Source organism: Amphibacillus jilinensis Y1 (assembly GCF_000306965.1).
In the GTDB taxonomy this organism is placed as follows: domain Bacteria; phylum Bacillota; class Bacilli; order Bacillales; family Amphibacillaceae; genus Amphibacillus_C; species Amphibacillus_C jilinensis.
This window is the reverse complement of the sequence record NZ_JH976434.1, coordinates 1,067,854-1,080,922: the sequence shown is the minus strand read 5'-3', so window position 1 is coordinate 1,080,922 and position 13,069 is coordinate 1,067,854. Positions and strand designations below refer to the sequence as shown.

Sequence of the window (13,069 nt, the reverse complement as noted above, 5' to 3'; positions counted from 1 at the left end):
TGTGTTGAAAATATTAGTTGTCTGCGGAGCAGGCTTAGGGAGTAGCTTTGCCTGTCAGATGAGTGTAGAAAGCGTCCTGCAAGATATCGGTGTGAAAGCCGATTTAGATCATTCAGATATTTCGTCAGCAGCTGGAACGAGAGCCGACATTATTATTTCGGGCAAAAATTTTGAATCACAATTTCAACGTTATGATTTGCCAATGGATCTGATTTTCCTGGAACGTCTAGTGGATAAAGCGGAAATTGAAGAAAAGCTCGTCCCGGTTTTAAAGGCTAAAGGAGCACTATAAATAAGGAGGTAGTGGAATGGGATTTATTGATTTTATTATTAATAGTATCTTGACACAGGCTTCAATCACGATTGCATTAATTGCTTTTGCTGGACTCTTATTGCAACGAAAGCCTTTTGGAGAGGTAATGTCTGGAAGCTTTAAAACGATGCTTGGTTTTCTCGTGCTGTCGGCTGGATCATCCATTATCGTTGGCTCGTTGCTTTATTTTGGAGAGATCTTCTCAGAAGGGTTCGGCATGGAGGGAATTGTTCCTTCAATTGAGGCAATTAATGGCCAGGCAATGAATGAGTTAGGGTTAGCTAATCAAATTGCACTGACCTTTCTAGCTATCTTCATCTTTAACATATTATTGGCGAGGCTGACTAAATGGAAATATATCTTCTTAACTGGACAAGCGCTTTTATGGATGGCGACCATCACTACTGTTTTTGGAAGTGCGGCTGGTTTTAGAGGAATAGGACTTATTCTAGTTGGTGGACTTGTCGGCGGTATCTTTGCAGTAGCGATGCCTGCCATTGCACAGCCGATCGTCAAAAAAATTACCGGTGGTGATGATATTGCCTTAGGTCATTTCTGTACAATTGGTTATTTGTTTGCAGCGGGTATAGCGAAAGTAGTCGGTAAGGGTTCAGATTCCACAGAAAATATTAAATTTCCAAAGGGGTTGGGCTTTCTATCTGATACGTATCTTTCCGTTGCGATCGTCATGATGCCTTTATATGTCATCACAGCTGCTTTCGCCGGATCAGAGTTTGGCACGGCTTTGTCTGGTGATGTTAATTACATCGTATATGCTTTCTTGCAGGCTGTTCAATTCGTTGTCGGTGTCTATGTGTTACTTTCTGGTGTTCGTCTGTTATTAGGCGAGATTGTACCTGCTTTTAGAGGGATTGCGCTTAAGGTTGTCCCTGATGCCAAACCTGCTTTAGACTGCCCGGTCCTCTTTCCATATGCACCAAACGCTGTAACGGCTGGTTTCGTGACAACAACAATCGGAACGGTTATTGCCATGTTTGTTCTGCCGTGGTTTGGGTTGGCAATGATTTTACCCGGTATGTTGACAAATTTCTTTGCTGGTGGAACAGCAGGTATTTTCATGAACGCGGTAGGAGGTCGGCGTGGAGTACTAATAGGGGGGATTGCGCATGGCTTTTTCATCACGTTGCTACCCGCATTGCTTGTTCCTAGCTTTAATGGTCTAGGTTTTGTTAATACGACTGCAACCGATGTTGATACGGTAACAGCAGGTTTGTTATTTGAATGGATCATCCAACCCATTATGAGTTTATTCGGATAGTAAAGGAGGGAGTAAATGGCTTTTTTTAAACGGAAAAAGCAAGAGCAGCAGCCAAAGACAGAGGAGCAACAAATGGTGAAAAAAGAGGATCTTTTAGAGGAAATTGAAATCTGCCAAAATAAGCTAGCAAGTAACAATGATGAAGATCACGTTCCTTTGTTCAATAGGTTAGGCAGTCTCTATTTCGAGCTAGAGGATTACGATCAGTCCATTCGCTATTATGAGCAAAGCATTGAGCAAAATAAGGTGATGGGTAAGGCTTTTACTGACTTGGTTAAATTATACAACATTAAACGGAAACAAGCTTCAAGTGAGAATGATCGTGATGGTGTGCAATATTACTTGCAGAAGTCAGATGAGTTAATGAAATTAACGAAAGATACAATTAGAGGAAACATGTGAGAGGGGATACAATCATGTTAAAAAGTTTAGATCAGTTGTTTAAAGAAAATGAAGGAAAACGGGCTATAGGTTCATTCAATGTTCATTGCTTGGAGATGCTGCCAGCCATGCTAGAAGGAGCAAAGGAGCTCGATGCACCCATTATTATTCAAACATCTCCGGGGACGGCTGAATATATTGGCTTGGATCTGCTCGTTTCAAGTATGCGTACATTAGTCGAACGGTTCGGGATCAATGCCTGTCTACACATGGACCATTGTAAATCAATCGACTTTTTAAAGGAAGCAATTGATGCTGGGTATACCTCGGTCATGTATGATGGTTCCAGTTTAGAGCTAGAAGAGAATATTAAAAACACAAAGAAGGTCACGGACTATGCAAAATCGAAACGGGTGTCAGTTGAAGGTGAAGTCGGGACGATTGGTGGTGCAGAAGATGGCTTGGTTGTAGCTGAAGAGGACGCTATTTACACCGATCCAGCAGATGCGTATCGATTCGTTAAGGAAACGAAGGTAGACGCAATAGCGGTAGCGATCGGAACGACTCATGGTCAATACAAATCAAAGGCTAAAATCAATTTCGATCTCTTAACAGAACTCGCTACTAACCTTCGGGATGTTGGGCTCGTTTTGCATGGCGGAACTGGTGTATCAGACGAGGATATGCGAAACTGTGTCACACAAGGGATGAAAAAAGTAAACGTTGGAACAGAATTGAATAAATCATACATCGAAGAAGTCAATCAAACCTTTTCTACAGCAACACCATTAACGTCATTACGAAAGCTTCTATTACCTGCCAATAATAGAATCAAAGAAATTGTTGTAGAGAAATCAAAGCTGTTCCAACTCATGTAAGTCGTATTATACCATATTCATCAAATTATTTACAGTGAAAAGAGCGTATAATGACCAAAGAGCAGTACGACCTAACAGTGGTTGATACTGCTTTTTGGAGTTGTTATATTAAAATAATCTGCTAATTCATAGATGGACATTCCAGTGCAATGCCAATACCATCAAAATCATGGTTAGTGCAAAGATGACTAATGATGAAATTGAGCAGCAAACATGCCAATCCGAATGCTTGCTGCTTGCATTTTAGCTGATATGAAGTACGCTAATAGTAGCGTTGCAAAAGCAAAAGGAGTGATGATAAATGAATGAAGTGATTAAGCAAATGGAAGCCCATCGATCGATTCGTTCTTATACGGATCAAGCTGTTTCAGATCAGCAGATTGAGGCAATTACCCGGGCGGCAAGATGGGCTTCGACCTCAAATCATGTGCAGTCCTATACGGTTATTGTGATTAAGGATCGTGAGAAGAAGCGTATACTAGCTGAGCTAACTGGAGGCCAAAGCTGGGTTGAGCAGTGTCCGGTGTTTTTTGTCATTTGTGTTGACTATACTCGTCAGAAATATGCAAGTGAAAAACAGCAAATGAACTTTGATGTAGGGGGAGCAGAACAATTACTTGTTGGAGCTGTCGATGCTGCTCTAGTTGCGCAGAATATGCAACTTGCTGCGGAGTCACTAGGTCTAGGTGGGGTTATGATCGGTGGTATTCGTAATCATCCTGATCAAGTGAGCGCTCTGTTAGAACTACCGGATTTTGTCTTTCCTCTTGTTGGTCTTACAGTGGGACACCCAGATCAATTGGTTGGACAAAAACCAAGACTACCTCAAGCAGCTGTCGTCCATTATGAAGGCTACAATGCAAATCACATCAACGAAATCGAGCAATATGATCAAGAAATGGAGCAGTATTATCACATGCGGAAGAATGGGGCGCGCCATACATCGTGGACAGCGCTAATGGCAGCCTATACAGAAGCGCGCAAACGCCCTCACATGGATGCCTTTTTGAAAAATAAGGGGTTTTTACAAGCTGATGATAAAAATAAGTATATTTGAAATCTGAACAAAGACTAGCCTACCTAGAAAGCTAGTCTTTCGTATTTAGGTTGCTAGCTCGAGGGTGTCATCCTTGCCATGGAAACTCCTGTGTATCTGTTCCCTATCCATATAAAACCGTTCGCATATTTCCTACTGATATTACGCCCATGCCTAAGATTTTTAAGCTATGATTCGCATTCGGTGTCGGTCTATGGCACACTAAAATAAGGCATGACTATAACTAATAGTGGTCTATGCGAACGATATACTAAAATTGGTGGTGAAGAGATGGAAGAGAAGTGGTTAGAATGGGCAAAACAGCTTCAAGCCATTGCTCAAGCAGGCTTGACCTACTCAAAGGATGTGTACGACATTGAGCGATTTGAGCAAATTAGAGACATGAGTATTGAGATCATGAATCATTACACGGAAGTTGATCAGACAATAATTAAGGATTTATTTGCTAACGAGACAGGCTATGCCACCCCAAAGGTTGATATTCGTGCGGTTATTTTTCAAAATGAAAAGCTATTGATGGTACAGGAAGTGACAGATGGACATTGGGCCCTCCCCGGTGGCTGGGGCGATATTGGTCTAACACCTAGTGAGGTAGCTGTCAAAGAGGTAGAAGAGGAAGCAGGCTTTGAAGTCGAAGCCGTTAAATTGTTAGGTGTTCTTGATAAAAAGTGTCACCCGCATCCTGCCTCTCCATATCATGTCTATAAATTATTTATCGAGTGTAAAATAATTGGTGGTGCTGAAAAGACCGGCATTGAAACAAAGGACGTTGATTTCTTTGCAGAGACAGAGTGTCCACCATTGTCGGTAGGTCGTAATACAGCTTCACAAATCCAATGGCTTTTTGATCAGCGGAACCGTCCTGAACAGTTTGCTAGATTGGATTAAATAGTTGCCAACTAAGGATGCTTGCCAATTAATGGTGAGTATCCTTATTTTAATGGGAATAAGTCTGTTATTCTATTAAGCCTGTATTATCTTGCTCACCGATCAAAGCTACTATAATCATTTGCGCAGAGGTATTTGTTGTAGATGATATAGGCAACATAAAAGAGGGCACCTGACTCTTAAGTCCCAAGTCCCTCTTTTCCCTGTACAAACATAAAGGGGAAGGGCCTTTAAACGTACGCCTTACCGTGTAAGCACATCTTCTTTATCAATTTTCGATCCGGTTATTTTGATCGCAATACCAGTGATAACTGCAATTAAAATTGCAGAGCTTAAGGTAATAAGTAAATTACTGACAAACGCCATTGCTAGGATATTTCCAAAGATAACAATCAAGATGATGCCTGTAACCATAGTGGCTACGGTGGAATTTAAATGAATGCCGACAATACTTGAAAGAAAGATGATCGAAATAGTAAGTACGACCGTTGCGATTGCAGTGACAAAAAATTCAACGAGATACACTACAGCCGGTTGTGCAGTATCAAGGATCGGGAATAGTGTTTCTGTGATTAGAAACAGAATATTAGATAGACTTATGCCTAACAATTGAAAGATAAAAAATGTACTGAGAAAAGCTGTGACTTTAGTATGGAATAGTTGTGAACGTCCGACTGGATATGCGTATAATCTTGCTTTATTTTCACCAATATAATTTTTTACAAGAAACCGATTGACAATAACCGTTCCGTAAACAACGAGCATACACATCGAAATCGTAGAAGCTAAGCCTGATAGGCTTATGTAATTCCTCAGTATATCATCCGATTCAGCGCTATCAAACCGGCCAACGATCGTGAAAAAATAAAGAAATAAGAGCTGCGTAAAAAAAGCTATTGAGAAAATAACTAATCTATACTTCTTAAGTTGAGAAACTTCAAAGCTATAATTTTTTTTCATTTTTAAATTCTTCCTTTTTTATTTGATAATACGCCTGAAGACCTCCAGCATATTCTTTCTTTATGTGCTCAAGGTATTGTTTTTCACAAGTTTCACCATTCAGCATAAATACAACACTAGAAACAAATTCTTCAAGTTCTGATAGAGAGTGGCTTGTGACCATTATACAGATATCTTTTTTTCTCAAATCAGTTAGGATATTTTTTATTAAATTTATTCCGTCAATATCAAGGCCATTAAAAGGCTCATCCAATATTAGTATTTTAGGCTGGTGAGCAAGTGCCATGGTCAGTTGAAGCCGCCGTTTCATACCTAATGACAATTTCCCTACTTTTGTTGTAAGTGGCACGTCTAGTTCAGTAACCTTTAAAAGCTGTACATAAGAGTCTGGCATGTCTAATTTAAGATAATTAAAATGTTGATTAAGAAGTTCAGAGATGGTCATGTCAGAAATGTTTGGTGGAAATTGAAAGACTGTTCCAATCGCCTTTAATATTTCAGGACGTGTTGTTTCTGTAAGAATGGTATCATTTATTTTAATCGTTCCTTGATCGGGTTTAACTAGACCTAATAAACATTTAAGTAAAGTGGTTTTCCCTACCCCGTTCGGCCCGATAAGTGCACAAATTTCACCTTCTGCTACATCAAAATTAGCGACTTTTATAATCGGTTTAGCATTAATAAATTTTTGCAGATTAGAAATTGTAATAGGTGTCATGATCATTATTCCCTTCTGGAAAGTGCGAAAAGAGATAGTGAGAAACCGAGAATGGCCCATAATATAGCAACAACTAGATCGATTAAAGAAAAGAGGCCATAGTTAAACAATGTAGAACGCAATAAATTAGTTATCGGTACGAAGGGCATGGATTGATAAATATAAGTCGTCCACTCCGGTAATCGATCGATAGGGTAAGTGATTGGAGAAAAAAGCAATCCTCCAAGCATGATTAATTGCGTCACTAGAGCCATTACATTTGGTGGAAAAGCATAAGCAATCGCAAACCCAATACAAATCATCGTTAGTTGAGCAATGACAATGATTAGGAAGCTTAATAGCGTTATGTCTAGCGTAATATCAAAACGAAGGATAGCCGCCAGACATCCCATGAACACACCAGGTAACGAGGCCACGCACCATATGGCAATATCAGCAAACAGCAGTGCGGATCGGGTGACTGGCAATGTGCGTTGATATTTGGTAATACCTTCTTGCTTTGCTGTACTGACGATTTGTGGTGCTAAGACACACCCGACTGCGATAATACCGAGCGAGATGGCGCCTGACGATAAATACATCGCTGTAGTCTGGCTCTCGTCAGGGATTAGTAAGGCTAGACCGTAAACAATAGCTAAAGCAAACGCTGCTTGTACAATACTAAATGTTGGTAACAAATATTTATGCCTGATTAAACTCCAGCGAATTAGCCCCCAAAGCTTCTTTAGATTAAATAATACCCCATCTCCTCCATGGTGTAAGATTACATTATTTTTCGTTTCCATCTGTTAATCCCCCATATGAAACTTCCAATGATGCTGAAGTCAATTTATAATTAACAATTTTCCGCTCGCTTATTAAGGCTAATACCCAATCTATCGCAACAGGAACTTGTTCTGCTGACAGTGTAATAACAACTTGCAAGTCATCTTCTAAATATTGCGTATCCATAGCTTTGGGTAAGTTTGATACATCATTCCAATCATTTAAAATAACTGTGAGCGTATTTAATGCAAAGGGTCTGTTCTGCTCGCCGGTCGCCTCATCTTTAATAAGTTGTCCATGATCAAATAATAAGAAGCGATCGGCATATTGTTCAACTTCTAATAAATTATGTGTAACAACAATGACAATATGTCCTTTTTTCGCTAGCTTTTTCATATAGCTCCAAACCAGTTTTCTCCTAACAGGATCAACATCATTAGTGGGCTCATCTAGCAAAATAATCGGGGGTGGGCAGACAACCGCCATTGCAAATGAAGCTAAACGTTGTAAACCACCTGAAAGCTTATCTCCTGAACGATCGGCCCATTGTTCAATCTTTAAGTCATTTAAAATTGCATTCACATAGCGTTTATTTTGATCCCCTGAAATCCCCCGAATTAAAAGAACAGAGGAGATGGACTGTCTTAACGTAACACCTGCTAAAGGGGCGTGGAATTGGGGCATCATCGACACAAGGTTTCTAGCTAGTTTTGTGTTATCAATAAAAGATTGACCTTCAAACGTGATGTCACCCTGGTCAGGTTTGGCAATCCCGATAATTTGATTTAATAGTGTTGTTTTTCCAGCGCCATTATGACCAATAATTGCTACAATTTCATTTGGATTAAAGGAAGCTGAAATATCACGGTTAGCTTTTACACTACCACGTTTATAAGACTTTGATAGTGATTTAATTTCTAGGCTTTTTATGCTGGTTTTCTGCTTATTCATTCTTGTTCTCACCATATTTCTTATTTATATTGTCCTGATACATTTATTAAGAAAAAAAATTAAATAGGTTTGCAGTTAACATCCATAATAAAGGGAAAATCCAGTATATAAAAATAAATAGGTTAACAAGATGTCCTATTATTTCAAAACGCCTCCACATACGAACATCACGAATTGAATGATCAGTCTTTTCTATCGCTACTGTTGGGTTGTCTAAAATCGATAATGCCATAAGCTGTCCATCACAATTTTTATGAAAACGGAACTGCCAAGTGATTCGTAACCATTGAATAGAAATAGCTGTAGCCAATAATCCATTTGTTGTAAACAATTGAATAATGAGCAGGCTAGCTAACAGAAAAAAATCAAAGACTAATCCAGCTGATAAAGCTGCGAGTCTTGCTGTCAAAGGCCAAACCCAAATATGAGTCATTGAAACATAGGCTTTGGCTTGAAGAAATTTCAAACGGATCCCGCCAAACATAGACCGATGTGAGCGTGCAAATACGACATGCATAAACTCATGAACCAATGTTGTTGCTAATGAAAATATAATGATAAAAGGTATAGTAATAAAGACAGGAGTGGGTGCATTCATAATGTCGATCCCAGTAAATAAGCCATTGAAAGCTGTTAATATAAATGCAACCATCGCAGACATTAAACCTATAATAAAAAGCAGATACATGCTGATTTTCCAATTTAAACTGCTAGGTTCTTTGGGGAGCGATTTTATTTCGCTAGAAACTTCTTTATAAAAACCATTATCCTTTAAAATAGATAGTGCATCATCATACGCGCTTAGTGCACCATGCTCGGTCAAAGCCCTAGCGAACGCCTCATCGACTACAAGTGGAGTTGTATCTTCTGCTAATACAATCCACATGCCATTTTTTAATTGTCTAACAGATACGGGTTTAAGGTCATATTCCGTCATCATTAGAAGTCACACCTTGTTCGCGGTCTCGTAATAGCTAAAAATTTCCCAATTCTTGGCATCGCCCTCACCACATGTTGGACACTTATCTGCATACCTTTTCCAAGATGGATGAGTGAATGAAGAGCCATCTTCAAAATTAACCTCATATTGCGTACTTAGACTTCTCGGTGGTGCGTATCCTGTTATAAGCCTGACTGCTTCATCTACAATTGCCGCAGTCAATTGATAGATAGCGGGTGCATAAGCTATTGTAGGCGGGTCAAAATTAATATTTCTAAAAGCAACAAACTGCTCTATAAATTGTGGATCATTTAAACTGTAATGAAGGTTTAAACAATCAAAACAACCTGTTTTCCCTGGTATGACCGTAAAAACTCTTCCACGACTAACTTGAGAGGCGCCAAAAACACAAGGTACATTTGCTTTAATTATGGCTTGATTGACGATACGTTGGGCAACAAATGGTGGTTCATCTATAGCACAAATGACTAAGTCTACACCATCTGTAAATCTTAAGACATCTTCAGCTGATTTAATCATCACATTATGTGCTTCAATTTCCAGTTGAGCATTCATTTGTGAAATAGCTCTTGCTGCTGCTTGGCATTTAGGTGAACCGATATCAGACTCTTTATACAACAATTGTCTCCCAAGGTTGCTTTCTTCTACCTTATCGTAATCTACAATAATAATTTTTTTTGGACCAAGTCCAGATAGTAGCGTCAGTATATTCGAGCCCCCACCGCCAAGACCCAACAGTAGAATCGTTGTTTCGCTCATTTTCCGTTGTATGTCAAAACGATTACCGTCAGTTCCTATATATCTGCTGAAATAATTTACATTTGCCATATAACGTTGTGGAATTTCGTCATTTTTCTTGTCAAAGGTTTCCTCTAAGAATCCTTCATTGTTTAATAAATCAATACCTTCTATAATATCTTTTCGTGATAACTCAGGGAAGGTTTCTATCATATCTTTAATCACATGTTCAAGATTTCTTCCATCTAAGCGCGAAGCTAATTCCCATAAGTGACCATCTGGATCTCCAAATTCGGCCGTAATTCCTAATTGTGCACCAATTCTGAACTCTTCTTTGTTAAGACGATACAAAGGATAAATTGGTTTAATACGAGGATTGTTGTATTTATTATTCATCTTAGCCTCCAAAAAAATGACTTATAAAAACAAAATTGAGGCTACTAAGAACCTCAATTTTGTTTTTATTTCTTTACACGAAATCATCTTAGAAAACGATCCACCAAGCTGTTGCTTCAACTTTAACTGCTCTACGCACTGTCACTTTTTTCATCATAATCACCTCCTAATGCAAGACAAAGAAATGAAAACGAAGCCCTTCAAGCTGCGAAATCAATTTTGCTTTGCTTTTAATTAGACAAGTTGATCTTATGATTAAATATGAGTTTAATAGCCTTATGTTATCTCAACTCACCTTTGAGTATAGTTTACATGTATTTTCTATATTTGTAAATATTTATTTTGTTAATTTTACGTAAAAATGGAATTATTATTATTATTTATAGTTCTAAAGATACTGGTCTTTGGTATTTCTGACTTTGACGCCTCTAAAGATCTATCAATTGGTCTTTAGTAGCTCTGTGCTGAATAAAATCAAAAAACTTTTGACTCATGAAATCTCATCTATATTAAAGTAATAATTTAACATTCGATATAAAAGGTTAGATATCCTGCTTTTTCGTTATAAATTTATAAAAATGGGTTTAAATGTAACGTTTTTGTCACAATCAGTTCACTTTCTGCTGTGTTAGTGCTTCTGAATGGATTTTATGCTAACGTTTCAATAGAGGATAGATAACGATAGCTAGATATAAAGGGAGCGGCACATTAAGTCGATATTTAATTGACTGCTTTTCAAGTCGCAAGTCAGGCACTAAATTTTACTAAAACTGCTGAAATCTTAAATTAGAATGCTTTTATTTCCGTGAGTGAAAAAGTATTTTTACAACACCTTTTATGTTAAAGAGGACGCTTAGTTTATCGAACAGGAAGTTAAACAAAATACTAATTTTTTTTGCTTAAAGTAGTAAAGCGTGTATAATAATGGTGAATAAAGTAGGGAAGAGGAGTGATCAAATGGTCCAATCAATCAATACGAAGGTCGATTTAGTAATTGATGCTACCTCACATATAAGGGCGTCGGATTATGGTCAGATTATGATTGGCGACAAGGGGTTTGAATTTTTCAACAAGCGAGATAAACGTAAGTTCATTCAAATTCCGTGGGAAGAAGTTGATAGTGTGATCGCTTCTGTTTTATTTAAGGGGAAGTGGATTCCACGCTATGCAATCAAAACGAAACGTAATGGCACTTATACCTTTTCATCTAAAGATCCTAAGAAAGTACTTCGCGCCATGCGTGAATATATAGATCCGAATGATATGGTCCGATCACTCGGTTTCTTTGATGTCATCAAACGTGGCTTTAAGCGTAAATTTCAAAAGTAATTAGAAAATTGTTGTATGTTTATCTCAAATCACTGCAATAACTTTTATAAAGCTTGTATAAGCTATGTATTTTCCCTTTAATAAATTTTTCATTATTTAATACGTTCTCTTAACAAATTGTGATAAATTTAAAATAAAAATGTTCTTGAAAGGGTATTCAAGCTGTGCTATAATTCTTCGTGTAAACTCTTTATAGATTTTTTAAGTTAATGATAACGTTTTAATAATTTAATAATGAACGCAATCACTTTTGCGTGTTACTGATTCGATCAGGCATGAGTAAAAAGTTTGATTAAAATGAAAGATAAAGGGCCTAGTGTACCTATGTCTTCATTTAATCTACTTTTTACTCTTTTTTTTGTTTTTAAATTATTGAACCGAAAATGAAATCGCTTCCCTTGATTGTGGAATGGCGGATTTTAAAGAGTTTACCAAGCATTAATATTAAAAATAGGGAGGTAAAAAGATGGTAGGGATTATCATTGCAAGTCACGGTGAATTTGCTAATGGCCTGTTGCAATCTGGAGCGATGATCTTTGGAGAGCAGGAAAATGTAAAAGCAGTAACCTTGCAGCCTAGTGAAGGACCTGATGATGTAAAAGCAAAAATGGAACAAGCAATTGCCGCTTTTGACAACCAAGATCAAGTGTTATTCTTAGTTGATCTTTGGGGTGGAACCCCTTTCAATCAAGCCAACAGCTTAATTGAAGCACACAAAGAGAGCTGGGCGATCGTCGCTGGGATGAATTTAGCGATGTTGATCGAGGCTTATGCATCTCGCTTATCGATGGACACAGCACATGAAATTGCTGCACAAATTATAGGTACAGCTAAAGAAGCAGTTAAAGTAAAGCCTGAACAATTAGAGCCAGCTACGACAGATACAGCTGCTGCTGGACCTTCAACGACTGGTAGACCGGGTCAATTTGAGTACGTGTTAGCACGTATTGATTCTCGTCTACTCCATGGTCAAGTAGCGACAGCATGGACGAAAAATACATTGCCAACACGAATTATCGTTGTATCTGATGCAGTAGCGAAAGATGAACTTCGTAAGAAATTAATTCAACAGGCTGCACCATCGGGGGTAAAGGCCCATGTTGTTCCGATAGACAAAATGATTGAATTAGCAAAAGACGACCAGCATTTTGGTGGTCAACGCGCCTTGCTTCTGTTCGAGAACCCACAAGATGTACTGCGTGCAGTAGAAGGTGGTGTTCCATTAGAGACGATAAATGTCGGGTCGATGGCACATTCACTTGGTAAGGTTCAACCGAATAAAGTGTTGGCATTTGACCAAGACGATATTGATACATTTAAGGAATTAAAAGCGTTTGGTGTGAACTTCGATGTGCGCAAAGTACCAAGTGATTCGAAGGGGAATATGGATGAAATTCTTAGAAGAGCACAAGTAGAATTAGATAAACAAAAGTAGTCCAATTATTAGATGAAAAA

The 13,069-nt window shown here is 38.3% G+C and carries 14 protein-coding genes; 8 read left to right on the top strand and 6 right to left on the bottom strand.

Features of this window, described 5'->3' with window-relative positions:
* Position 1: 1 nt before the first annotated feature.
* The 6 genes from B494_RS0105570 (at position 2) to B494_RS0105545 (ending at position 4,796) form a co-directional block, all read left to right on the top strand.
* On the top strand, positions 2-292 hold the full coding sequence (locus B494_RS0105570) for a PTS sugar transporter subunit IIB (protein WP_017471388.1): 291 nt from the start codon (positions 2-4) through the stop codon (positions 290-292).
* 16 nt (positions 293-308) lie between these two features.
* Complete coding sequence (locus B494_RS0105565) at positions 309-1,592, top strand: PTS sugar transporter subunit IIC (RefSeq protein ID WP_017471387.1); 1,284 nt, start codon at positions 309-311, stop codon at positions 1,590-1,592.
* Between the two features lie 15 nt (positions 1,593-1,607).
* On the top strand, positions 1,608-1,994 hold the full coding sequence (locus B494_RS0105560; RefSeq protein ID WP_017471386.1) for a tetratricopeptide repeat protein: 387 nt from the start codon (positions 1,608-1,610) through the stop codon (positions 1,992-1,994).
* Between the two features lie 14 nt (positions 1,995-2,008).
* Complete coding sequence (locus tag B494_RS0105555) at positions 2,009-2,851, top strand: class II fructose-bisphosphate aldolase (protein ID WP_017471385.1); 843 nt, start codon at positions 2,009-2,011, stop codon at positions 2,849-2,851.
* Between the two features lie 301 nt (positions 2,852-3,152).
* The gene (nfsA, locus tag B494_RS0105550) at positions 3,153-3,908 is read left to right on the top strand and encodes an oxygen-insensitive NADPH nitroreductase (RefSeq protein ID WP_017471384.1); all 756 of its coding nucleotides are present in this window, start codon (positions 3,153-3,155) and stop codon (positions 3,906-3,908) included.
* Positions 3,909-4,178: 270 nt separating this feature from the next.
* Entirely contained in the window at positions 4,179-4,796 is a 618-nt protein-coding gene (locus tag B494_RS0105545; RefSeq protein WP_017471383.1) for an NUDIX hydrolase, read from the top strand.
* A 243-nt stretch (positions 4,797-5,039) separates the two neighbouring features.
* On the opposite strand, the gene B494_RS0105535 is transcribed toward B494_RS0105545, so the two are convergent.
* The 6 genes from B494_RS0105535 to B494_RS0105510 are packed head-to-tail and all read right to left on the bottom strand — an operon-like array spanning position 5,040 to position 10,285.
* On the bottom strand, positions 5,040-5,756 hold the full coding sequence (locus B494_RS0105535; RefSeq protein WP_017471381.1) for a hypothetical protein: 717 nt from the start codon (positions 5,754-5,756) through the stop codon (positions 5,040-5,042).
* Positions 5,740-6,480, bottom strand: a complete 741-nt coding sequence (locus tag B494_RS0105530; RefSeq protein WP_017471380.1) for an ABC transporter ATP-binding protein — start codon at positions 6,478-6,480, stop codon at positions 5,740-5,742. The genes B494_RS0105535 and B494_RS0105530 overlap by 17 nt, the downstream gene beginning before the upstream one ends.
* Complete coding sequence (locus B494_RS0105525; RefSeq protein ID WP_017471379.1) at positions 6,480-7,259, bottom strand: ABC transporter permease; 780 nt, start codon at positions 7,257-7,259, stop codon at positions 6,480-6,482. The genes B494_RS0105530 and B494_RS0105525 overlap by 1 nt, the downstream gene beginning before the upstream one ends.
* A complete protein-coding gene (locus tag B494_RS0105520) occupies positions 7,243-8,190 on the bottom strand; it encodes an ABC transporter ATP-binding protein (protein ID WP_017471378.1) in 948 nt (315 codons plus the stop codon). The genes B494_RS0105525 and B494_RS0105520 overlap by 17 nt, the downstream gene beginning before the upstream one ends.
* A gap of 46 nt (positions 8,191-8,236) precedes the next feature.
* Positions 8,237-9,130, bottom strand: a complete 894-nt coding sequence (locus tag B494_RS0105515) for a hypothetical protein (protein WP_017471377.1) — start codon at positions 9,128-9,130, stop codon at positions 8,237-8,239.
* Between the two features lie 6 nt (positions 9,131-9,136).
* Positions 9,137-10,285 carry a ThiF family adenylyltransferase gene (locus B494_RS0105510; RefSeq protein ID WP_017471376.1) on the bottom strand — a complete coding sequence of 383 codons (1,149 nt, stop codon included), beginning with the start codon at positions 10,283-10,285 and terminating at the stop codon, positions 9,137-9,139.
* Positions 10,286-11,242: 957 nt separating this feature from the next.
* Here B494_RS0105510 and B494_RS0105505 point away from each other — a divergent pair.
* Positions 11,243-11,614: a DUF956 family protein gene (locus B494_RS0105505; RefSeq protein WP_017471375.1), complete on the top strand. Its 372-nt coding sequence runs from the start codon at positions 11,243-11,245 to the stop codon at positions 11,612-11,614.
* A gap of 466 nt (positions 11,615-12,080) precedes the next feature.
* Entirely contained in the window at positions 12,081-13,049 is a 969-nt protein-coding gene (locus B494_RS0105500) for a mannose/fructose/sorbose PTS transporter subunit IIA (RefSeq protein WP_017471374.1), read from the top strand.
* Positions 13,050-13,069: the final 20 nt, after the last annotated feature.

Bases quoted from the DNA above. Each gene is read 5' to 3' on its own strand.
- nfsA (WP_017471384.1), top strand. From the start codon at position 3,153: ATGAATGAAGTGATTAAGCAAATGGAAGCCCATCGATCGATTCGTTCT.
- B494_RS0105560 (WP_017471386.1), top strand. From the start codon at position 1,608: ATGGCTTTTTTTAAACGGAAAAAGCAAGAGCAGCAGCCAAAGACAGAG.
- B494_RS0105565 (WP_017471387.1), top strand. From the start codon at position 309: ATGGGATTTATTGATTTTATTATTAATAGTATCTTGACACAGGCTTCA.
- B494_RS0105525 (WP_017471379.1), bottom strand. From the start codon at position 7,259: ATGGAAACGAAAAATAATGTAATCTTACACCATGGAGGAGATGGGGTA.
- B494_RS0105530 (WP_017471380.1), bottom strand. From the start codon at position 6,480: ATGATCATGACACCTATTACAATTTCTAATCTGCAAAAATTTATTAAT.
- B494_RS0105520 (WP_017471378.1), bottom strand. From the start codon at position 8,190: ATGAATAAGCAGAAAACCAGCATAAAAAGCCTAGAAATTAAATCACTA.
- B494_RS0105515 (WP_017471377.1), bottom strand. From the start codon at position 9,130: ATGATGACGGAATATGACCTTAAACCCGTATCTGTTAGACAATTAAAA.
- B494_RS0105500 (WP_017471374.1), top strand. From the start codon at position 12,081: ATGGTAGGGATTATCATTGCAAGTCACGGTGAATTTGCTAATGGCCTG.
- B494_RS0105505 (WP_017471375.1), top strand. From the start codon at position 11,243: ATGGTCCAATCAATCAATACGAAGGTCGATTTAGTAATTGATGCTACC.
- B494_RS0105545 (WP_017471383.1), top strand. From the start codon at position 4,179: ATGGAAGAGAAGTGGTTAGAATGGGCAAAACAGCTTCAAGCCATTGCT.
- B494_RS0105510 (WP_017471376.1), bottom strand. From the start codon at position 10,285: ATGAATAATAAATACAACAATCCTCGTATTAAACCAATTTATCCTTTG.
- B494_RS0105555 (WP_017471385.1), top strand. From the start codon at position 2,009: ATGTTAAAAAGTTTAGATCAGTTGTTTAAAGAAAATGAAGGAAAACGG.
- B494_RS0105535 (WP_017471381.1), bottom strand. From the start codon at position 5,756: ATGAAAAAAAATTATAGCTTTGAAGTTTCTCAACTTAAGAAGTATAGA.